Annotated in this window: 18 protein-coding genes; 14 read left to right on the top strand and 4 right to left on the bottom strand. The window is 40.6% G+C overall.

Annotated features, from left to right (window positions below):
* Positions 1–218: 218 nt before the first annotated feature.
* Together E0E32_RS20190 and E0E32_RS20185 are read left to right on the top strand one after the other, a co-directional pair.
* On the top strand, positions 219–5,207 hold the full coding sequence (locus E0E32_RS20190; protein ID WP_165445109.1) for an OmpL47-type beta-barrel domain-containing protein: 4,989 nt from the start codon (positions 219–221) through the stop codon (positions 5,205–5,207).
* A gap of 361 nt (positions 5,208–5,568) precedes the next feature.
* Positions 5,569–8,139, top strand: coding sequence for a winged helix-turn-helix domain-containing protein (locus E0E32_RS20185; RefSeq protein WP_235817480.1), 2,571 nt, complete (start codon positions 5,569–5,571; stop codon positions 8,137–8,139).
* Between the two features lie 128 nt (positions 8,140–8,267).
* On the opposite strand, the gene E0E32_RS20180 is transcribed toward E0E32_RS20185, so the two are convergent.
* Together E0E32_RS20180 and E0E32_RS20175 are read right to left on the bottom strand one after the other, a co-directional pair.
* Positions 8,268–9,050 (bottom strand): MerR family transcriptional regulator, encoded by a 783-nt coding sequence (locus tag E0E32_RS20180; RefSeq protein ID WP_130860662.1) that lies wholly within the window; start codon positions 9,048–9,050, stop codon positions 8,268–8,270.
* Positions 9,019–9,954, bottom strand: a complete 936-nt coding sequence (locus E0E32_RS20175) for a DUF2268 domain-containing putative Zn-dependent protease (protein WP_130860661.1) — start codon at positions 9,952–9,954, stop codon at positions 9,019–9,021. The genes E0E32_RS20180 and E0E32_RS20175 overlap by 32 nt, the downstream gene beginning before the upstream one ends.
* Positions 9,955–10,090: 136 nt before the next feature.
* On the opposite strand from E0E32_RS20175, the gene E0E32_RS20170 reads away from it, so the two are divergent.
* From E0E32_RS20170 to tnpB, 10 genes are all read left to right on the top strand, one after another.
* Positions 10,091–10,756 carry a TetR/AcrR family transcriptional regulator gene (locus tag E0E32_RS20170; RefSeq protein ID WP_130860660.1) on the top strand — a complete coding sequence of 222 codons (666 nt, stop codon included), beginning with the start codon at positions 10,091–10,093 and terminating at the stop codon, positions 10,754–10,756.
* Between the two features lie 89 nt (positions 10,757–10,845).
* On the top strand, positions 10,846–11,274 hold the full coding sequence (locus E0E32_RS20165; RefSeq protein ID WP_066189921.1) for a hypothetical protein: 429 nt from the start codon (positions 10,846–10,848) through the stop codon (positions 11,272–11,274).
* A gap of 73 nt (positions 11,275–11,347) precedes the next feature.
* Complete coding sequence (locus tag E0E32_RS20160) at positions 11,348–12,034, top strand: MBL fold metallo-hydrolase (RefSeq protein ID WP_130860659.1); 687 nt, start codon at positions 11,348–11,350, stop codon at positions 12,032–12,034.
* A 239-nt stretch (positions 12,035–12,273) separates the two neighbouring features.
* A complete protein-coding gene (locus tag E0E32_RS20155) occupies positions 12,274–14,073 on the top strand; it encodes a YecA family protein (protein ID WP_130860658.1) in 1,800 nt (599 codons plus the stop codon).
* Between the two features lie 210 nt (positions 14,074–14,283).
* Complete coding sequence (locus tag E0E32_RS20150) at positions 14,284–15,948, top strand: hypothetical protein (RefSeq protein ID WP_130860657.1); 1,665 nt, start codon at positions 14,284–14,286, stop codon at positions 15,946–15,948.
* A gap of 97 nt (positions 15,949–16,045) precedes the next feature.
* A complete protein-coding gene (locus E0E32_RS20145; protein WP_130860656.1) occupies positions 16,046–17,032 on the top strand; it encodes a tRNA dihydrouridine synthase in 987 nt (328 codons plus the stop codon).
* A 416-nt stretch (positions 17,033–17,448) separates the two neighbouring features.
* On the top strand, positions 17,449–18,162 hold the full coding sequence (locus E0E32_RS20140) for a hypothetical protein (RefSeq protein WP_165445108.1): 714 nt from the start codon (positions 17,449–17,451) through the stop codon (positions 18,160–18,162).
* 95 nt (positions 18,163–18,257) lie between these two features.
* Positions 18,258–19,112: an alpha/beta hydrolase gene (locus E0E32_RS20135; RefSeq protein ID WP_165445107.1), complete on the top strand. Its 855-nt coding sequence runs from the start codon at positions 18,258–18,260 to the stop codon at positions 19,110–19,112.
* Positions 19,113–19,670: 558 nt separating this feature from the next.
* The gene (tnpA, locus tag E0E32_RS20130) at positions 19,671–20,069 is read left to right on the top strand and encodes an IS200/IS605 family transposase (protein WP_130860653.1); all 399 of its coding nucleotides are present in this window, start codon (positions 19,671–19,673) and stop codon (positions 20,067–20,069) included.
* A gap of 10 nt (positions 20,070–20,079) precedes the next feature.
* Positions 20,080–21,213 (top strand): IS200/IS605 family element RNA-guided endonuclease TnpB, encoded by a 1,134-nt coding sequence (tnpB, locus tag E0E32_RS20125; protein ID WP_130860921.1) that lies wholly within the window; start codon positions 20,080–20,082, stop codon positions 21,211–21,213.
* Positions 21,214–21,345: 132 nt separating this feature from the next.
* Here tnpB and E0E32_RS22440 read toward each other — a convergent pair whose 3' ends face one another.
* The gene (locus tag E0E32_RS22440) at positions 21,346–21,489 is read right to left on the bottom strand and encodes a nucleotidyltransferase family protein (RefSeq protein ID WP_165445106.1); all 144 of its coding nucleotides are present in this window, start codon (positions 21,487–21,489) and stop codon (positions 21,346–21,348) included.
* Positions 21,490–21,569: 80 nt separating this feature from the next.
* Here E0E32_RS22440 and E0E32_RS20120 point away from each other — a divergent pair, with 80 nt between their 5' ends.
* Positions 21,570–21,950 (top strand): DinB family protein, encoded by a 381-nt coding sequence (locus E0E32_RS20120; protein WP_130860652.1) that lies wholly within the window; start codon positions 21,570–21,572, stop codon positions 21,948–21,950.
* Between the two features lie 139 nt (positions 21,951–22,089).
* Here the strand turns inward: E0E32_RS20120 and E0E32_RS20115 are convergent, their stop codons facing one another.
* Entirely contained in the window at positions 22,090–22,884 is a 795-nt protein-coding gene (locus E0E32_RS20115; RefSeq protein WP_130860651.1) for a YwqG family protein, read from the bottom strand.
* A 143-nt stretch (positions 22,885–23,027) separates the two neighbouring features.
* On the opposite strand from E0E32_RS20115, the gene E0E32_RS20110 reads away from it, so the two are divergent.
* Positions 23,028–23,630 (top strand): class I SAM-dependent DNA methyltransferase, encoded by a 603-nt coding sequence (locus tag E0E32_RS20110; protein WP_130860650.1) that lies wholly within the window; start codon positions 23,028–23,030, stop codon positions 23,628–23,630.
* Positions 23,631–23,668 lie beyond the last annotated feature (38 nt).

Here is a 23,668-nt window from a genome sequence, read left to right as displayed (position 1 = left end):
GAAATGGTGATTCTTTTCTCGCCAATTTATGATAGAAAGTGTTGGGAGAATAAAACGTCTCCACCCCCTTCCTCCACCTTTGCGATTTTTTTGCGCAAAGGGTGGACGACAATGGTTGGAAATACAGGTATCATGAACTAGCATGCATCTAAAAAAACAGGTAGAGATTTTATACTTGTTTCTATTACATAGTCTTAAAAATGAAAAGGATGGATCAGATGCCAAAACGAAAACATAAAACCGTTATTTTTATGCTGATAATCTTGCTGGTCAGCCCATTATTTCCCTCTATGGGGTCACAGAATATTTATGCAGAGGAGTCAGGACAGCAACAGTTGAAGGATTTGAATCAAGGTGAGGAAATTACTTTTGCTGGTTCGGAATGGATTGTGCTCGATCCGGACGAGGGGTATATCTTCAGCAAGGAATCAATTGGAACAAAGCCTTTTGATAATGAATCCCCATTGTCGAATCGATTGGATCCAGAGGATGAAAACAATCTTGCTTATTATTTAAACGAGGATTACTATAACGAGGCATTTACCTTTGCGGAACAAGCTGTCATAGAAGAAAGAACATGGGGAATTGAAAGTATTGATATAAATGGTGTCGGCGATGGGAATGAGGAGCAAGTAAATGCCAACGTGGGTTTATTGTCCTATGAAGAATGGATACACTACAGCAAAGACTTTAGTCCGGAACAAGGTTTTTTAGATAATCCCGAACAGAAGATGTGGTTGCGAACGCCGTTTTCCACCAGTACTGATAGAGTCTGGCAAGTGTGGGAGGTTGGTTATCTACATAATCTTACAGTGGACAACACTAATGCCGTTGTGTATCCTGCTCTAACACTGGAATCTGACATTTTTGTATCTAGTGACAACGAAGTAATTGTGCCAGAACTTTCAAAACAACTGAAAGATTTAGACCCAGGTGATGAAATTACTTTTTCTGATAAAACATGGATTGTGCTCGATCCGGACGAGGGGTATATCTTCAGCAAGGAATCAATTGGATGGAGGCCTTTTGACTCTGATAATGAATCCTCTTTGTCGAATCGATTTGATCCAGAGGATGAAAGTCAACTTGCTCATTATTTAAACGAGGAGTACTATAACGAGGTGTTTACCTCTGCGGAACAAGCTGTCATAGAAGAAAGAATGTGGGGAATTGATGAGGGGAATGAGGAGCAAGTAAATGCCAACGTGGGTTTATTGTCCAATGAAGAATGGATGCATTACAGCAAATACTTTAGTTCGGAAAAAGGGTTTTTAGATAATCCCGAACAGGAAATGTGGTTACGAACGTATGTCCCTAACGATAATACAATGGCGCATACAGTCAGTAGAGATGGTGATTTATACCCGCTTTCAGTAGTCTTTTATTTTGCTGTACATCCCACTTTAACACTGAAGTCCGATAACTTTATTTCTGATGATAATGAAGTGATGGTGACAGATGTAATGTTTGACCCAAATGGGGGAGGAGACACATGGGCTCAGGAATACGAACTGATGATAACGGTAAATAAATTTGTCGAAGTTTCTGAGGGAATTCAGTATGCATGGGCGACAGAAAAAATGCTGCCAAATGAAGGATGGGAAGCATTAACATTAGATAGCGATGGTCAATCGGAGACTATCTTAACACCCGAAAAGGCGACAGGAGAATATTATCTTCATATACAAGGGACAGACATGCAGGGTGAAGATTTTCATCTGCATTCGGAAGTATTTCAGGTGGATAACACCAGTCCGAACCCGCCGGAAATAAAGGCACCCGATGAATGGACAAATGAGGAAGTAACGGTGATGATAACTGCTGGAGAAGATGACCACAGCGGTGTAGATAAAACCGAATACCGACTGCAGGAAGCGGGAAGCGAGGACTGGGGAAACTGGCATACGCTGGATGATTCAGGTGAAGTTAAGCTGGAAACAGAAGGAGAAACCAAGCTGGAGGCACGGACGCTGGATCAGGCAGAGAATCAGAGTAATCTGGTTGAAGCTACGGTTAAAATAGACAAGACGGAGCCGGAAATTGCTTTTGATCCAAACGGTAATGCAAACGCGGCACAAGCAGTTACTACGAAGGTAACCGTGACAGATGAAGGCAGCGGGTTAGATGAAGATTCGCTTGTTTATACTTGGTCAGAAAGTGATGACGCACCAGACAAAGAGGTGGATTGGGAAGCTTTTGATAATGAAGAGGAATTGACAAAAGCAGAAGCAGATGGTGACTGGTATTTGCATATTCAAGCGACAGACCATGCAGGAAACCAGACGCAAGTGGTGACAAATCCTTTTATATTGAATAACACACCACCAGAGGCCCCAGAAATCCGTCCAGCTACAACGGATTGGACGAATGACGAAGTGGAAGTGACTATCGAGGCGGAGGAAAATGTTGTAACAATCGAATACCAGTTGGATGGAACAGAGGAAGAAGGCTGGTCAGCATATGAAGAAGCGTTTCCTATCACTAAAGAAGGTAAAACCACTATTTATGCCAGAGCTATGGACGAAGCAGGAAATAGTAGTGATATAGTTAAAGCAACGGTAAAAATTGATCAAAGTAATCCAGACATCACCATAGATATGACACAAGGAAACAAAGAAAAGGACTATGAAAACAATACATGGACTAATCAAACGGTGTATCTATTCATGGAAGCAACCGATCCAATCATCAAGGAATGGGCGATAACAGTTAATGAAGAAGAGCTGGACAATGTAGATGGTTTTACGCACGCTTTTTCCATTGCAGAAGCAGGAACATATACCATCACGCTGACAGCTGTGGATCAGGCGGGAAATCAAGCGGAAGAAACTCGTACAATCCGTGTGGATCAAACCCCTCCTTCTGATCCATCCATTCGGTTGAGTGAAGAAGGATGGACCAACGCCGAAGAAATAACGACATCAATTACGGCAGGGGAAGATCAGGAAAGTGGTGTCGATCAAACGCAGTATCGAATTGGAGAAGGAGAATGGCTAACCTATGATCAGCCTTTATCGACCACTGAAGCAGGTGAGACCAAAATCGAAGCGCGTACCATCGATAAAGCGGGGAATGTTAGTGACATAACGGATGCCATTGTCCAAATTAAACGAAGCCCTCCCAATAAACCTGAGATTGATGTCGAAACTGGCGAGTGGACGAATGCAGATACTGTTGTAGTAGAACTGAGAAACGGTGAAGGGGATGGAACGATAGAATACCAACTAAATGAGAACGAAGGTTGGAGCACCTATGCCGAGGGTTTGGCGATAACAGAAGAAGGAATCACCACGGTTTACGCTCGCACGGTAGATAAGGCAGGAAATGAGAGTGACGTAACGGAAGCCAGAGTGAAAATCGACCGCACTGATCCTGCATTAACGTTATTAGGTGATAATCCGATGTTTGTCGGATATAAGGCTGCTTTTGAAGATCCTGGTTATGAAGTGGAAGATAACTTTAGCGATGATGTTGCTGTGGAAGTGACTGGAAAAGTAAATTCGAGTCAAACAGGTGTGTATGAATTAACTTATACCGCACAAGATCAAGCAGGCAATGAAACAAGCAAGACTCGAACGGTACATGTCGTGTATGAGACATCTCCTATTATTCATTTAAACGGAGACAATCCGCTGCGATTAGAAGTAGATACTGCGTACGAAGAGCTTGGTGCCACGGCAATCAATCAAGCAGGCGATGATATAAGTGATCAAATGAATATCCTAGAGACGATCGATATAACAAAACTAGGAATCTATCACGTTACCTATGAAGTAGAAGATGACTCTGGAAACACAACCAAAGTCACTCGTGCGGTGGAAGTCGTCGATACGACTGCACCAGAAGTTACTCTAAATGGGGAAACAGCAATCACGTTGGAGCTTGGTGACAGCTATGAGGAACCAGGAGCAGTAGCGACCGATAATTATGATGGAGATATCAGTGAAGCAGTTGCCATTACGGGAGGTGTCAACACCAGCGAGCCTGGAACTTATCATGTGACCTATATCGTGAAGGATAGCTCCGATAATATCGCCAGTGCCACTCGTGAAGTTCGTGTCAAAGATACAACGGCACCAACCGATCTTTCACTGGAGGCAACGGAAGTCATGACAGAAGAAATCGTGTTAACCTTTTCTGCTAAAGATATAGCAGGAATCAAAAAGTATATTTTATCCAGAGATGGCGAAGAGCTAGCTCGTATCGATGGGGAAGCAGTCACCTTTACCGATCAGACCGTAGAAGCAGGTATGACTTATCAGTATGAACTAGCAGCTATCGATCCATCTGATAATACCGCTTCTGCCACAGTAGAGGTAACAACGGAGAAAGCCCAAGGAATGCCAGTAGAAGTCATCTATGTAGATGAAGCAGGTAACGCATTAGCTGATTCTGAAGAACTAACCGGCAAGATCGGAGAAGTGTATCACACAGAAGCAAAAGAAATAGAGGGTTATGAGTTAATCGAAAACCCAGAGAATGTAGATGGTGTGTTTACCAAAGCAGTCCTAACGGTGACTTATGTGTATGTCCCAGTACAAGAAGAACCGAAAGAACCTGAAATCCCAGCGAGCCTAGAAATTATATTAGATGAACCACCAGTAGAAGTATTTCCGGGAATCACGGTGACTGTTAAAGACACACAAACAACGATTCAATTGCCTGCTACTCTTCCACCAGGTACGATGTTGCAAGTTCATACTGTAGAAGTAGAAGAACAGGAAGGTCTAACGCAGGCTGGAGAAGTATATGATTTTCTCTTTACTTATCCAGACGGACAGAAGGATTATAGCGGAGACTTCACCCTGACAATGGGCGTTACAGATGGAAGGGAAGAGGCAGGTCTTTATCATTATCGGAATGAATGGCAACGAATTGGCGGAACCATAGAAGGTAACGCCATCAGCACAACGGTATCCGACTTCTCGATATACGGTGTGTTTGTGGAAGAAGAGATAAAGGAAGAACCACCAGTGAAAGAAGAATCATCAGGGAAGGAAAAACCAGAAGTAAAAGAAAAACCAGAAGCGAAGGGACCAGCGCAAGAACCAAAAGACGATAAATCCGCAGAGGAAGAGCCCACTTCCTTGCCAGCTACCGCAACGAATCAATATAATTGGGTGATTACTGGTATCGTATTCATTGTTTTGGGGAGCGGCTTATGGTTCATCCATCGAAAAAGGAAGTATAACGAGGATCATCTATAGGACGGATAGAAGTATAGAACATAATTTTCAATGACCTAAACGCCCCTGTATTCTGACACTAGAATAGCAGGATGTTTAGGTCTTTTTATAGATATTTCACTTTCAAAACGGTCCAATTATCCGGTTAGACCTCCACTTTCAGAATGGGAGAGAGCTAAAAGGGAGCCTAAGCAGGGTATAACAGACGCTGACATTCTGAGAGCAGTCTCACTTTATTGCATACTGCCCTTTTCCTATATAGACTTTGTTCACTTTCAAGTTGGTGATCCAAATGTGGATTTGTCTGTTATAATGGTAACAAAGTAATTAGTAGAAATTCCCTGTCATTATCCATTTAATGATAAATAAGGAGTGATTTCATGTGATCATTGTTACAACGAAATTACATATTCCTCAACGACAATCCATCCTTATTGATCGAACGCATCTGTTTCGATCTTTGGATAAAGGGCTCCATCATTCACTCACTTTAATTACAGCACCTGCAGGATATGGAAAAACTACTTTGCTCAGTGAATGGGCAAGGAAACGCTTTCGGATGGTTGCTTGGGTATCATTGGATCAGAGAGATAATGATCCATCACGTTTTTGGGGGCATGCCGTGGCTGCATTAAAACAAGCCTACTCGAGTTTTAATGACCAATCTGTCCTTCGTCATACAGGGGAAGAGTTCTCTGAAGATTCCTTAATTGCGGGATTGATTAACGAATTACACCGCCTACCAGACACATTGATTATGGTATGGGATGATTTTCATTTTATTACTGATTCTACTGTTCGGGAGGGCGTTGTGTATTTGCTGGAACGATTACCATCTAATGTTCATCTTTATATGGCAAGTCGACTAGTCCCTTCCTTGTCTCTCTCCAAACTACGCTTGAGGAATGCCTTGAATTGGTTAGATACGAATGATTTACGTTTTACTCTGGAAGAAGCGAGTGCATTTTTTGCAAAAAACAGTGGTATGCAACTAACCAGTAAAGAGGCGAGGACAGTGCATGAACAATCAGAAGGCTGGGCAACTGCCATGCGTCTTGTCATGTTATCACTGCCAGAACACGCAGATTCGGACACGCTTGTCCAACGGATGTCGGGAAAAGGACGAGATATTTCTAATTTTTTTCTGGAGGAAGTATTTTTTTGTCAATCAGAAAAGATGCAGCAATTTTTAATGCAAACCTCGATTTTAGATCGAATGTCAGAAGCACTTTGTCAAGCTGTAACAGGTATAGCAGATAGCGGGCAATATTTGCAGCAGTTGGAGCAGGATAATTTATTTCTTGTGCCCTTAGATGAACAGCAAGAATGGTACAGATATCATCATTTATTTCAATCTTTTCTAATAAAACAACTGAAAAAATCGGAACCGATTAAATGGCAGAAACTCTATCATGTTGCGGGGGAATGGTTAGAGGAGCATGGATATCTTGATGAAGCTGTTAGTCATTACCTGTCTGGGATGAGTTATAAGTCCGTCCTCTCTTTAGTGGAGATGGAAGCAACTGATCGAATGAGTGGTGAATGGGCAACAGTTGGCAGATGGCTGGAAAGTATCCCTGAAGCCATCTTATTTACCAAACCAAGAATGTTGTTAGTTAAACTTGCCGCTCAATATTTATCAGAGCGAACGGAAACATCGTCAACCAATTATTGGAATGTCGTTCATCACTTAGAAGAAGAAACCTCTTCTTTGTCCATGGAAGCAAGCCGAACGTTGCAGGGTGGTTTGGCTCTTCTCATAGCGCTTCGAACATTTTTAGAGCGTGATTTCGAGTTTACCGTGCAATATTCCAAAGAATATGTCGATCAGCATCCAGAAGGGGATTTATTTGTAGGGCTGGGTTACGATCGTGATGGTTATCATCCAGCTTGGGATACGTATATATCAGATGATAATCTTAATCTAGCAGAGGAAATGATAGATCCGCTGATTGCGATTTGGTCAGAGACGAGCCATACCCATTTCCTTGCTCATCTTTATATTGATTTGGGTAAATTGAAGTATGAACGTAACTTATTGAAAGAAGCTAATCAACATATGCGCCGAGCAAGGGATATTGGAAGATCTGACGATAATTTCAGTCTTTTTGTGATCGCTGAACTGTGGCTTGCTCGTATTATGGCTGCGCAAGGTGAGTGGCAGGATGCCAATGCAAAAATACAGGCAATAAGTACGCAAATAGCTCCGAAAAAGAATCCGCATTTATCAAGAAGATTTTTATCGGTTCAGGCGATAGTGGCTAGGATGCAACAGACAAAACAACAGGTTTATCGCTACTTTTTGGAAAGTGGTTTAAGCTATACGGATGAGATTCCGACTTCTATGATGGAAGAATATGATCTGTTAGCTGTTTGTCTGGCCGAACAAGGCCGAATGAAACAATCTATGACGTTAATAGAGCGATTGTTAAAGATGGTAGGTAAGACGGATCGAAAAACGGATCAAATTCGTCTGCTTATTTCCAAAAGTAGTATACTTATTCTGCAAGGAAAGCGTGCCTCAGCAATGGGCACCTTGGAAGACGCTCTTATGCTGGCTTGGTCCGGAAATTATATCCGTACGTTTGTGGATAAAGGGCTAGCGATTGGAAAGTTACTTGAACAGTACATTCACTTTCGTCAAAGCCAACAGTACCATTCAGATAAGAAGATCCCTTTATCTTATGTGAAAAATCTAGAAAGATTGATCACACCATTGTCAAATAAGAGAAATGAATTTGTCTCGATTGATGGGGAGCAACCAACGATGACAAAAAAAGAGCAAGAAGTACTTGAACAAATGGACAAAGGTTTAACAAACGCTGAAATGGCCCAGAAACTGAATGTCTCTCTTTCTACAATAAAAACACATATTAATCATATTTACAGCAAATTACAGGTTAAAAACCGCATCGAAGCATTGGAATGTGCCAAAAATTATCATTTGTTCTGAGTGTGATTTTGCCGGTAAACGTCTCTTATTCTTATTATATTTTGTGAGCTGACACGTTAAAAGGTTGAGAAGTAAAATATAAACGTGTGTTAATCAACATAGACTTTTAATCGGTTTCTAAATAACCTCTATGGATTTGGCTGGTTTTCATCTTCGCAATACTGCATAATGGCCTGATAGACAAATTCATTTAGCGTATTCTTTCCAAATTGATTGATATATGCTTGAAAGGCTTCGTCATCCCTATACGTATAGGCAATGCATTGCAGGATTTCTTTATCACAAACTATAAATGGTTCCAAGCTGCTTTTCCATTTATGGACAACCTGCTGTACTTTTGCAGAGGCAGGAGGTTCGTTGGCAAGATTGGCAAATTGACGGAATACATTCTGCATGTTTTGATCAAATGATTCCAATACAACAGCCTGTTCTTTCTCGGAAAATTGTTTCATACGATTCTCCATTTCTTGAAACTTCTCCGTATCGCCATACACATACTTTGCCTCTATTTGGTACTGCTCTTTTAACGGCAAGATATTACCCTCTTGGAAAACATCTAAAAAAGAAAGGTCTGTTCCAGCAATAAAATCTTCTAAATGGGTTAGGGTTTTGTCTAATTGTTGCTTTTTTATTTGCAAGGCTTGATAATGTCCAGCTAAAACCGTTTTTTTCTCCTGCTTTGGCATCTGTATAATGGTTGCAATTTCCTTCAAGGACAAGTCTAGTTCCTTTAATAGCAAAATCATTCGTAATTTCTTTACATCGTCTGGATGGTACATCCGATACCCTTTGTCGGAATAGCTTTCTGGCTTTAGCAAATGAATTTCATCATAATAATGCAAGGTTCTTTTCGTTACACCGGTTATCGCCATCAAATCCTTAACGGTGTAGTACGGTTTCGGTTTCTTCATCCCAATATTCTTCCACCTCCCTTAATATGTCATCGGCTGGAAGTGTGGTTGCTTCCACGATGGATTTCCCTGTTTTTTGCAGGTAATACTTCACTAAATAGTACCCACACACATACCCGGCACTATGTGGAACACCTCCTGCAATCGGCAACCCTTGTATTTTAGCAACGTCATCTCCATAAAGATAAGCCATAATGTGTGGTAATCCCGTTATTTCCAAGTGCTCTTTTATGATTGGTTTAATGACATTGTTTAGTGTGTGCGCATCTGTTTTGCTAACCCAAGGGCCCATTAAATCTTCACCATATAAAGAGGTCGCAAAATTTTCGGCAAGTCCTTCGCTAACAATCAACTCTCCCAGATTAATTGTATCATTCCATTTAATAAATTGATAACGGACATTATGGTTACATTCATGGGCCAAAGCAGGCTTTAATCGTTTCCGTGTATAGTCATTTGGAATGAGACTTAGAAAAATATAACCGGGAATTCCTCCCTCCCCACTGTATCCTTCAGTCAGCCGTAATAATTCATTGTCTGGACTCCCTAATAAAATCGTAAATAAATACTCCGACACAGGCAAAGAAATCCCGTGTTGTGTAAATAGATGTAAGCAGTGTTCCAGCGTCTTCTTTAACTCATCCCATAATATATCCGAGGAAATCTGCTCTACAGCTGGTTCCATGTCGGGCGTTATCATCTCTGGTGACAGATGAGCCATGTTATTAATCGTCATAGCATCAAATCCATTTTCTTCCCTTGCTCGGTATGGAATCTGTTGTATTTCCCATTTTTTCATAAAAGGGGCTAGCATCTCCTGGCGATACATTTCTGTTTTTTCTTCTGGCGGACAAGCCATCACTTGCTTATAAATCTCATCCGACCGTAATACGTTAATCTTCATTGTATCCCACCTTCATCTATTTTGTTTTACTGTACAGTATCACGTTACGTGACGGTCAAGGTAAAACTTGACACTAAAAAGAGATTTCGTTAACCTTAAGAAAACCGACCGGATGGTTTGCGAGGGGTGGATAAAAATGAGCAGAAAATATAATGCAAAACAGACAAAAGAAGATATTATTACAACGGCTGTAAAGTTATTCAAGGAAAAAGGATTTGAGAAAACAAGTATGCAGGATATTGCGAACACGCTTGGCATTTCCAAAGGTGGGATTTATCATCATTTTAAGTCAAAGGAAGAAATAATTGATATTGTCAGAGAGAATCAAGCAAATAGTATAGAAGATCGTTTAAAGCAATGGAGAGAAACGATTGTAGCGTCCTCTGCCAGAGAGGAATTAACCGCTATCCTGGAAAAAAATACAACAGATCAACAAGCTCATGCTTTGGATGAGACATTTAGTACACAAATGGCAAGCCCGGATTTTATTGTATCGATGATGAAGCGTTCCATCGACAGCAGCGCCCCAGCATTTGCTGACATCATAAAAAAAGGAGTGGAAGATGGATCGATTACGACGGAATATCCAGATGAATGTGCAGAGGTTTTCTTTTTGTTAATTAATATTTGGTGTGATCCAGCAATCTTTCAGGCAGATCCAGAGAAATTGTTCAGGCGCTTAAAGTTTGTTCAAGCAATGATGAAATCAATGGGGGCAGATATCGTAAGTGACCGAGTGATTGATGAAACGGCACAACTGCTGGAGAAATTGTATCCAGAAAGTCAGGGTCAACAGAAGTAATATATGATTGCCTTTTATGGTTCTTTTGAAAAATGAAAGTGACCGTGGATCTCTAGTAGTTAATCACCAAAAAGAATGGGGGTGGAACCATGATTGTGTTGAAAAAGTTGGGTGCGGCAATCCTGTCCAGTTTTCTTTTCAGTATCATCTGGGCGGTCTTGTATGCCCAGCCCGAGCAACCTGACTATCCGGAAGCTTGGACTTTTGATGAGATTTTTATCATTGTATTGGTGGTATCAGGCATTATTTTTCTGATTGGCGGCATTCCATCCGCACTCCTTATTGATGGGCTCATGAAAAATATAAAATTTTCAAAGCGAATATACAAGGTTATGGTTCATTCTCTCTTCTATTTGTTGGCAGGTTTCCTACTCGGAAGTCTTCTTTCTCTGTTATTGGCTCAGGAGATAGACTCCTTTATCTTGTATCCTAGTGTAGTTGCCGCGTTATGTTTCTACCTTGTTTCCATAGGTATCGATCAAGTGATTGAATGGAGCAAAGAAGATCAAAAGCAATAATTGTGTGTACCGAGATTCCAGCGTGGGTGGAGCAGATAGCAGAAATGATGGAATAAAGGAGAGGAGAAGTGAGATGAAGATAATTGAATTACCCATTGCATTTGAATTTAATGGTCAAAAAAACGATATTTATCCTAGCTTGATACGATCCAATGATGAACTAACCTTAGTTGATACAGGATATCAAGGCTTTTTACCGATCATCGAAAAAGAAATCGAAGCAAATGGATATGAGATGAACGATCTAACGAATATCATTCTTACACATTACGATGATGATCATATCGGCTCCCTGTCTGATTTCAAAGAAAAATATCCATGGATTCGTATCATAGCCAGTGAAATGGAAGCAACATATATTAGCGGTGAGGAGAAGTCAGAGCGATTAGTCCAAGCTGAGAAAATGCTAGAAACTATGCCCAAGCAGCATCAGGCATTTGGGGAGTGGTTTATCCAACAATTAAAAAGTTTGCAACATGTACCAATTGATGAAACAGTCGGTGATGGCGATTGGATCCTAAATAACCAGTGTCAAGTGATAGCAACGCCTGGTCATACTTCTGGGCACATTTCTTTGTATATTCCCAGTCTGGACAGTATTATCACAGGAGACGCTGCTGTAAAAGAGCAACATGAATTAGCCATCGCTAATCCAGAATTTTGTTTGGATCTGGAGCAAGCAGAACACTCTTTAGTGAAGCTGAAAAATATGCGAGCAGAGCATTATTATTGTTATCATGGCGGGAGATCAAGCGAATGAATAAAGAGTAACAAATAGGAGATAGCACTAATTCTGATAACAAACCAACTTCTAGGTGATCATTACTTTGTTGGCTTGTACCGGAGTGTTCTTTTCTCCTGTTATAAACCGGCAGCACATTTCCGCATTGAAATATTTGTGTTTCTATTGGGTTCAGCCTTTTGAACTTTTCATCTTTCCAATAACCAATTATAATGAAAGAAAAGGAGTTATTCCAAACCTAAGAGGAGCGTCTTATAATGGAAGTTGGAAGAAATGACCCATGCCCATGTGGTAGCGGGAAAAAATATAAAAAGTGTTGTATGAAAAAGGACAATCTGGTCTCATTACAAAAAATCAAGGAAGAAAGATTATATGCGGCAAAACATGAACTTTTAGAGCAGCTAAAGGATTTTGTGTCGGGATCGTGCTTGTCATCAAGAGAGTACTATACTTTAGAATCTGAATTTAAAAAAAGAACACAACATACAATGGATAGGGGATTTTTTCAGTTTTGGCTTTACTTTTTCCATCGTTTCGAGAACGGTAAACGTGGTATTGAATATTTTCTATCAGAGATGGGGGATCAGTTAACATCAGCCGAAAAAGTAATGGCTGAGCGGTGGGCAGCATTACGCCCGCAATTTCTGCAAACTATTAATGAAACAGAACGATCTGTTGTGTTTGAAGACTATCACACCAAGCAAACGTATCATGTGCCAAAACGGACAGAAAACTTACCAGTTGTTTTGCCGTGGATGAGTACAATTGCCTTCTTAGAGCCAATCGAGGACGTCTATTATTTTAATGGCGTAAGAATGCTCGTCAGCCCCGAAAAGTATCAAGAGTCGATTGATTATGTCGAAAGAGTGGCCGAAGAGCAACAAATAGATAGGGAGCAAGTAATGTGGGACTACTTCCCTGAAATTCTGCTCTCACAAAAGGATTTACCAAAGGATAAACAGGAAACACAAGAAGTAGTCTATTATACGTATAAGTTCACAATTGGTAAACCAGAGGCGATGGCGGAGAGTTTGTATCATGACCCTGATTTTGCTATTGAGAAATGGGATGATACCCATAAGAAGCTTTCGTGGGTGAGGGGAGGTAGTATCTATCGAGATAGTGAATGGCCGGAAGACATTACCTTGTATAAAGTAGACGCAACCATTCAACTCGACGGCGATGTCATCACCTGTACGACAACTAAACAAGAGTATTATAATAAATTATTAAATAAGATAAAAAAAGTAAACCATTCCTTTTCCTTAATCGATGAGCAGGAAGAGGTATCTAATGTTCCTAAGAATATCGTACTTGATCAATACTTGGTGCAATCAGCAGAGGAATTTCCGGAATATTTAAGCACCTACGCTTCATTCAGGATTGAATTTATGCTGGATCAGCCTTTGCCTCAGTACGATCATCAATCCGTCCATCAACTTGTGGCTAATGGGGATACCAAATTGGCAGAAACTTGGCTGAAGCATTCTGAATTTGAACTAAATAGAATCGTGCAACAAGACTATGGACAGGTAGAAATTAAGCCAGACTATAATACAGCTCGAAAAGAATTAGACTTTCCGTTATCACCATGGGTAACAGGAGGAGAAAACCGCCAAAGTTCCATCACGCCGATGGCACAAGTGAGTGTATCAGAGAAAGATATCTACGCGTATGAAAGGTTAGGTTTTACCCCAGACACAATCGATGCTTTTTATGTTAAGGATATTGTCGATTTTTATCAAGAAAAAACGAGCGGTAAATCAAAAGGAACCGAAAGAAAGTATCGAAATAGTTTGTATGACATTCGAGAAATAATGGAAATCAAGTCATTGCACAGCTGGACGGAGTGTGAGGAGACATTCTGGAAGCAGTTGTTAACCAACGATATTTATGCCCTTTTTGGTGGAAAGCAACACGTGAGCAAAACCCAACATCAGCATTTACTGACAACCGTTCGGGCGTTTGTACAGTGGCTGTCACTGCAAGGAAAGCTGCATTTGCAACAAGACATCACCACTATTATTCAAGAGGCGGAAAGGGATAGAAACGCATAGGATGATTCCGTCAAACTGCTTGCTGCCATTGGATATTTAAAAAATAGGCCCTTAAGATTGTTATAGAGACATTCCTTCTATGTGATATGAAAGGAACAAGCAATAGGTGGATGAAAAGAAGCAACCTATGGAGTGAGCATTAGTGATAGGCAGTAACGAACCATTCGCTAAAATGACAGGTGGAAAGTATGGGATGGAGGGATTGATGCAATGAACTACCGTGATTTCATGGATCGGATAGATCAACACTTAACAGAGATGTCAGAACAGGAGAAAAATGAGTGGATTCTTCATGTAGCAAGAACAACGAAGGAATCGCAACGTGGAGCCTTTTTAGACTTATTCACCACGAATGAAATAAAAGCAGATTATCCAAGTTTGTCCAGAATTAAAGAAATAGAAACATGGCGTGATGAGGTAGAATCTCAAGATATTTATTTGGAATGTTCCAGCTATCAGATCTATGATGGAGATTTCTGGAGTGATGATTGGGAATATGAATATGAAGATACGTTTGGCATGATCGAGGAGCTGGAAGATGCTTTTCAGTTAGCGAACGATTTGATGTTTCAAAAGAAATACACAGAATCCTATACTTTATTCGAACGGTTATGCAGCCTATCTTTTGCAGTTATTGAAGAGGAGACAGGCGAGTCATTTGAGTTAACATTGGAGGAGCTTGTCGATGAAGGTTTAATCCATTTGAATATAGAACAGACCTTTCTCCATTTGATGTACACTATTTATCAATGCTTTGAAGGGAAGGAAACGGCAAGTATCTTTTATCGGTATTTCACTACTTGGAATCTAGCACGAAATATGAAAGTAGAAGATATATTTGTCGTAGGTCCAGAGGCGTTAAGTGGATTGGATCTATTCATGGAAGACTGGATTGCCTTTTTAATCGAGCAGGATGGAGATTTGACTGGGAAACTGTTGAAAGAAGCATGTATATATCAAGGAGGTAGTGCTCGTCTGATGGAAATGGCCTCTCATGTTTGGAGTAAGCACCCCGTGTTGTATGAATATGCATGTCAACGCCTGTTTGTGGAAGAAAACTGGGAGGAGTGTAAACGATTTGGTTTGGAGGCAATTCGTACATTACCTGAAAAACTGGTAGTCAGAGGGCGTATTGCCGATCTAACAGCAGGAGCTGCTCAGCAGTTGGAAGATGCAGATGCATTAAATGAATGTTATGAATCCGCCTTTTATGCGGAATCCACACTAAATCATTATTTACGATTATTTGAATTGTCAGACTATCAAGCGATCACAGACCAGGCGGCGAAGTTTGCGGAGACATTGCCTGAAGTAGAAGCATGGCAGGGAAGATCTCCAGCGGTGCAATGGCAAACGAATAGGCTCTCTGATCAGCGTAAAATAACGATTCGATTTTTTAATGGGGCATTTGATGAGGTTATGGAGATATGCGTCAAGGATCGAACAACATTAGGATGGAGCAGTAATGTGAAAGGGGCAGTCGTACCGTTGTTTATATTGTTGTTGGACAAAAGTAATCAATTGTCTACAGCTGGCAAACAACTATTAGACAGTGTGGAGGACCGAATTGGATACCAAAAAGAAGAGAAAAGTTTAGCAGAACGGTTATTAGATTGGAAGGAAAAAATAGAAATAACGGACAAACAACGAGAAAGCTATCTGGCTTGGCTGCAAAAAGAAGTGGATAAGCGGACAGAAGCTGTTGTGGGAGGTAAGTATCGAAATAGCTATTATAAGGCTGCTAGACTAATCACGGCTTTGGGCGAAGCCATGGAATCGAACGGCTATACGAACGGGCGAGCGAATCTGATCGCTTATTATCAGAAACAACATTCCCGTAAAAGAGCTTTTAAAGCTGAATTTGCAAGTTTATAATTTGAATACTCCAACCAACTTGTCCTTTTGTCTTCTTTGAACCCTTATGCTATGATAGTGAAGGAAAAAACAGCTTGTGAATGAAAGGAAGCAAAATATGAGTACCAATTTTTGGCGTGATTTACCACGACCATTTTTTATATTAGCACCAATGGAGGATGTGACAGATGTCGTCTTCCGTCATGTCGTAAGTGAAGCAGCCAGGCCGGATGTGTTTTTTACGGAGTTCACTAATTCGGAGAGTTATTGTCATCCTGATGGACGCAATAGCGTGCGCGGCCGCCTGACGTTTACAGCGGATGAACAACCGATTGTTGCTCATATCTGGGGAGATAAGCCGGAATATTTTCGGCAAATGAGTATTGGTATGGCGGAACAAGGGTTTAAAGGTATCGATATTAATATGGGCTGTCCCGTAGCCAACGTGGCAGTGAAAGGAAAGGGAAGCGGCTTAATTCAGCGACCAGAAGTGGCAGCGGAATTAATTCAAGCGGCAAAAGCAGGTGGCCTGCCGGTTAGTGTCAAAACGAGGCTGGGTTACACGGATATTGAGGAGTGGCATGATTGGTTGAGGCATGTCTTTGAGCAAGATATTGCTAACCTCTCGATCCATCTGCGCACCAGAAAAGAGATGAGCAAGGTCGAAGCGCATTGGGAATTAATTGCAGAAATTAAGGCATTGCGTGATGAAGTTGCACCTGACACCTTGTTAACCATTAATGGGGATATTCCTGATCGTCAAACAGGCTGGGAACTTGTTCAGCAATTCGGTGTGGATGGCGTGATGATAGGTCGCGGAATTTTCGCCAACCCTTTTGCCTTTGAGAAGCAGCCGCAAGAACATGACAGCCAAGACTTGTTGGATCTGTTAAGGGTGCATCTTGATCTTTACGATAAATATTCTGCAATGGAACAACGTCCATTTAAGCCGCTCCGTCGCTTTTTTAAAGTATATGTCCGGGGCTTTTATGGTGCTAGCGAGTTAAGAAATCAATTGATGAGCACATCAACAACCGATGAGGTACGTGCCATGTTGGATTACTTTGCTGAAAAGAAGGCGGTTGAGTCAGCTCATTCAGAGTAGAATAATCAATAATCCTTAGAAGTAAGCGATGACGACTATTGTTTATAATAATGGTCGTCACTGCGCTTATGCTTCTATGGTAAGGTATGAAAAAATAGAAATATCGAAGATCCTATCAAACCTTCATTTCAACTAAGGAATGCCATGGAGCCATATATTTGTGGTGGATAAGTATGGCATAAAGATTAGACAATGAAGAAACAAATAGTTCGATAAAAGAAAGCGCATACAAAGTGTGTTTGATTATAAACGCAGCGTCAAATATAAGCGAATCGATTGTTTGGATAAGCGACGACATGTATTTGGAACCTATAGTCTTTTGGATTTTATAGTAGGAAGTGATCATAATGTGGGGGAACTTTCAATCTCATTATTTTAGTAGATGGTTTCTAGTGTTGCTCTCTTTAGGGATTATAATGAGTTTGATATGTGACGATGCATATGCAGAGCGAGAGGCCAAACATAACTTGTACGCCATTAATTATTCTATTGAGATGGATTCAATTTTTAAGGAATATGCAGACCAGACAATCAATAACAGTCAATTAATGGAGTCTGACTATCGAACCAATTCCGTATATGTTTCCAATCCAAAAACGGGGTTCCAAGAAAATATAGATGATAAGATGGCATTTTCCGTTTATACATTTGAAAATACTCATTCTATTGAACCGAGATATGACACGTTTATTGACTATTATTTTACAGATCCTATGGAAGTTTATCATAGAGACAAATTAATGGTTGAAATCAGCGATTTTTTACGTCCGGTTAGTCCAATAAATAGTATAATGTTTACAAAATCGCATCCTGATGATAATTGGGAATTTGTAAAGGAGCTCATTCCTGTTATGAATTCACTCCAAAATTTTACGCTTGAAGGAGATCAACTATCTAATCAGGATGGCTATTCTCGCGTTATCATTCATTTTTCTTCCTATGCAAATGATGATTCTCCAAATAGTGAATTGCCAGAGTATGATATACAGTACACACATGATACAAGTGGTTATATTGCATTTTCGTGGACAACGATCATTACTTTATTTCTAACCTGTCTAATCTTTGTATACTTTTTCATGGTGAGGAAAGGGTTAATAAAAAATCAAATGAATCGTTACGAATGGTAAATAAACGAAAGTTGAAGTTGACAACCATTTCTTCTTCAAAGAATTTACTGGTATAATACATAGTAAAATAATTGCTAGAGAAGAGGCTGATCTCATTGTCTATTAAAGAATACAAAAACGTTGCTTATGGTCTACATGGTAGAAATAAGCTGGACGCTTATATTGTGAAAAACGAGACTGCCCCGTCACCACTCGTGATTTTCTTCCATGGCGGTGGTTATGTGGGTGGCGAGAAAGAAACAGCCGTGTCAACGGAGCTGATGCATGATTGTTTAGCTGCTGGGATCTCCTTTGTCACATGTAATTATCGCTTTATTACTACCGATCCATACCCGGCCCCGATGCAAGATGGCACGCGGGCGATTCAGTTCGTACGGAGTATGGCGAAGGAATGGGGATTTGATGGCCAGCGCATCGCCTCCGCCGGATCATCGGCTGGGGGACATATTGCTTTGTGGAATGCATTAAACGGAGATTTGGCTGACCCAGCAAGTCCAGATCCGATCGAGCGTATTTCTTCTGATGTGACGGCATTCGTAGGGCATGCGACACAAGTCTCTAAAGATCAACGGTTTTACGAGCCAATCTATGCAGGTCCTCATATCCAACCTAATTTAACCCTATTTTATGGGATGTCTAGCCTGGACGAACTCAAGCAACCCGACATTCTTCAGTTGGCGGAGGAAGCATCGGCCATTACGTATATGTCTGAACATGCACCTCCTGCTTTTATGGCCTATGATTTTCCACTAGAAGGGACGACTATTCCAGCGGATGCTTCGGTAGATAAAGTCATTCATCATCCCATGCATGGTTATCTATTAAAACAAAAATATGATCAGTTAGGCATTCCCTTCACATTACGACATGCCGGTGATCCTGTTCAAAAGGGTGAAATCACTCGGTTTTTATCAAACTCCGACAGAAGACTCCCACCTCAAGGAATGTGAAGGGCATAGCCCAATGAGTAGGTGGGAGATGAATGTCGGTAGTATCCTAAATAGTTGAAAACAGCGAACATTTGTGCTATAATATGATTGTAAGTTGCTCTTTGAAAACTGAAGATAGGAGGTTGTTGCAGGAAAATCGTCTGCAACGTAAAATCTTCAACGTTCAGTCGCCCCACACGACCCGAAGTTGCGAAAATCAAGCTAAAGTAGGACGTGTGGCGAGTCGGGCGTACAAGATATAAAGCACGAACCGTTGGGATGACGGGGTTAGCCTGCTTAAAAACTGGTGGATGCACCGGTGTTCGCAGGAATCTCCCACTTCAAATTTTCATTAGAAAATTAAGTGGGGGTAGTTCAAGTTGGTCTGACAGTGGTGCAGGGTATCCCAAACTTTATCTTTTTCCCACAGAAGACTCTTTCCTCCATCGTGTGAAGGGCGAAGCTCAGGCGATAGGTGAGATGCATGTCGGTTAGGCGATAGCCCAAAGGCTTTTTTGTCGCCCGCTTCATACCTTAATGATATAATCCGTCTTAGATAAGAGAAAGGCTGATGTTGTAATGAAATTAGATAATAATCATCATTCTGTATTATCCATGTATTACCATCTTGTGCTCGTTGTGAAATATCGTAGAGAAGTCTTTGATGATAAGGTATCTGACTATGCTAAGGATATGTTTGTAAAGTTAGGCGAGACATATAATATCTCTTTAGTTGAATGGAATCATGATAAAGACCATGTCCATATCCTGTTCCAAGCACATCCTAATACAGCATTATCAACGTTCATCAATGCTTATAAAAGTGCCAGTTCTCGTCTGATAAAATGTGACTTCCCACAAATAAGAAAAAAGCTATGGAAAGAAATGTTTTGGTCAAGAAGTTTTTGCTTACTAACTACTGGCGGTTCTCCCATCCATATTGTAAAAAAATATATGGAAAACCAAGGAATGAAGTGAGGTGAAAACCATGTTAGTCAACAAGGCATACCAATTCCGGATCTATCCCACCAAAGAACAGGAAAGTCTAATTGCTAAAACAATCGGATGTAGTCGTTTCGTATTCAATCACTTTTTAGGGCGATGGAACGATGCCTATCAAGAAACAGGCAAAGGATTAACCTATCATTCTTGTTCTGCTGCATTAACAAAATTGAAAAAGGAATTCGTATGGTTAAAAGAAGTGGACAGCGTTGCCCTTCAATCCTCACTAAAAAACCTTGCTGATTCCTATACACGATTCTTCAAGAAACAAAACAAAACACCACGCTTCAAGTCTAAAAAGAACAAGGTGCAATCCTACACGACTAAAGAAACAAATAACAATATTGCCATTGTAGACAGCAAAATCAAATTGCCGAAACTTGGTCTTGTTCGCTTTGCCAAAAGTCGTGAAGTCGAAGGGCGTATTCTTCATGCAACCGTTAGACGAAATCCTAGTGGCAAATACTTTGTAGCCATTCTAGCCGAAACAGAAGTACAGCCATTGGAGAAAACGGAATCATCTATCGGTATAGACTTAGGTATCGCTGACTTCGCCATTCTTTCTGATGGTCGCAAGATGGACAATAATAAGTTCACATCAAACATGGAAAAGAAACGAAAACGTGAACAGCGAAAGCTTTCAAGACGAGCATTACATGCCAAAAAGAATGGTATTAACCTTCTGGATGCAAAAAACTATCAGAAGCAAAAACGCAAAGTTGCTAGATTACACGAAAGAGTAATGAACCAGCGTGCCGATTTCCTTAACAAGTTAAGTACAGAAATAATCAAAAACCACGATATTATCTGTATCGAAGACTTGAATACCAAAGGAATGTTACGCAATCATAAGTTGGCAAAAGCCATCTCCGATGTATCATGGTCTGCTTTTGTATCGAAATTAGAATACAAAGCGAAATGGTATGGTAAAACAATCGTGAAAATAAGCAGATGGTTTCCGTCTAGTCAGATATGTTCCGATTGTGGACATCAAGATGGCAAGAAATCTCTTGAAATAAGAGAATGGACATGCCCTATTTGTCATGAACATCACGACAGAGATGTAAATGCCAGCAAAAATATCCTAGCTGAAGGCTTGCGAACATTAGTTTTGGCTTAAACAAAAATATGGAACCGTAGGAATCTACGGGGATAGCTTGGTCCATAAGAGAAACCTCTGTTGGTAAAGAAATACACAAACAAGTGCGCTCTGTTCCCAAGAATCTCCCACTTCAAACAATCCGTAAGGGTGTTAAGTGGTGAGTAGTTCAATTCTGATGAATCCGGCAGCAACCCAGCAATCAGGCAACTGCAGCTTTTCTACAGCTTCTAAAATCGACATGATATAATTGTCTTGTTGGAGAATAGAGATTAATCTATCTTCAAATTTCATCATATATATCCCACTCCCACCTTTATTTTATAACATAATAAAGCTGAATGAAATGAGAATGGTAAGATAGAAGTATTGAAAACATGCTTATTAGTAGGCATGCTTCACGACATGGAGGCCGTATACATATAGCCTCCATACCAGAAGTTGATTTGAATCTCTGGCAGGAAAAAGATCAGGAGATGATTCAAAACTTGGAAGCAAAGTATGAGAGCATGGAGTCTTCTGAAGAATGGATCAAGGCGATGAAAGAAGGTTTCCATTTATTCAAGACGTATATGCAGTCCTTATCAGACGAAGATTTTTTGACCAAGAAAACAAAGCCTTTTTATTTAGAAGAGGGAGAGACACAGGCACATTGGCTTGTGGAAGAGGTTTCTCATTTATTTCATCATCGGGGACAATTCTTTAACTATCTAAAGCAGCTTGGCTACGATGTTAATATGTTTGATTTGTATGTGTAAGAATTGTCAGAGTTCATAAAAAACGTGTATCTGGCTGTCAAACTTACCATGGAGTTTGACAGCCAGATACCATAATTGGTTTAGTGGGGGGAGACAAAGCAGTTTCGCGTAGACAATTATTACATCTACATAAACACATTCACGAACAATCCCAGTTATACAACACCTTGCTAAAGTCTCTCTTTTCCAAGTCCTCTTTGGAAATGAAGAAATTGGCTACCCCTACATCGCCCCACATAATATCGTCATCACTATCGAGTTGCAGCAGCAGGGTAGTTGACTCTTGGAAATCGCCGAAGTCACGCGGATCCCCTTGGATGAAGAAAGGATACCCACCAATTCGGTGACCTGAACTATCGAACGTCTCGTAGAAAGCATCCTCTAATGCATCATTTCCATCCAGTTCCTCTAGGATTGCTGCATAGGTCTCACGACTGCGGAAATCGCCGGTGGAGAGGGGTTCAAAACCCGGTTCAAAGGACAAAGCCAGTTCAGCTTCAACGGGAAACATGTCGCTATCTTGTTGGTCTAAAAATGAGAAATTCTGTAGCAATGCTTCCTCGCCCTCTATCACATTGTCATGAAACAGCACACGATAGCCTGATTGATTTAAGTCGCCATCGATGTCAAGGCCGAGCATATCATCAGAGCCATCAATATAGAATTGCAGTATGCCTTTAGGAGGGAAGGAAGGTAATGGCTCTGGTAGGTCTGCAAAATTAATTTGCGCCAGTAACCGTAATGGGTGTCCTTTGGGAGTCTTAGGGTATTCCATCGTCAAAGGGAAATAAGGATTGCCGCCGAATTTGCTCTCCCATAATGAGGTTTTTCTTTCTGTCGTTTGAATGTGGAGCACAGGCTCTAAGGTGCTTTCTAAGATGGGGCGATAGGCTTCGAGTTCTTTAGGAATGACAAATGATGTGTTCGCTGACATGTTGAAACCTCCTCTTATTTTGTTGTTTCTTTAATAATATAGCACATAGTGGGGAATAATCCTACAAGCAACTAGGGTGTCGATAAAAAGTTGAATGAGATATAATAAGGCTTGTCACTATCAATTGCAGAGGAGTAGGTGAAATGGGAAATAATGCATTTAACAAACAGCATGCAAAAAGGTATGATACAGAAGATAGAAGAAAACTCGCCACTATTATTGCGGATAAAGTTAAAACGGTGCTACCTGACAAGAAACAGCACTCCCTATTAGATTATGGTGGGGGAACAGGCCTGGTTACCTTACCATTAGCAGGACATTTTGATAATGTCCTCTTGCTTGATGCCTCACAAGAAATGATTCATGTGGCCCAAGATAAATTGGCTCAAATACCGTACCATCATATCGAAGCAAGGAAGCTTGATCTAATGGAAGATGATCAGTTGGATGTTAACGCTGATGTCATCCTTGTATCATTGGTTTTAATACATGTGCCAGACGTAAAAGCCTTGTTACAAAAATTAAAAAATCGATTAAATGAAGGAGGTCTTTTTCTAATTGTTGATTTTGACAAAAATGAACGAGTAGATCATCCAAAGGTGCACAATGGTTTTACTAGGGAAGAAATAAACGAGCTATTAACGAATATTGGTCTACATGATATCGAAATAAATACGTTTTATCATGGGAAGAACCTATTGGTGAACCAAGATGCTTCGTTATTTATCGCAACAAGCAGGGGATAAATCATTTTTCTTTATAAAAGCCCAACAGAAGCAGATAA

Origin of the sequence: Gracilibacillus phocaeensis (assembly GCF_900626275.1) — a bacterium.
GTDB classification, from domain to species: Bacteria; Bacillota; Bacilli; order Bacillales; family Amphibacillaceae; genus Gracilibacillus; species Gracilibacillus timonensis.
The sequence above is the reverse complement of the archived record's forward strand: the minus strand, read 5'-3'. Positions and strand labels throughout refer to the sequence as shown.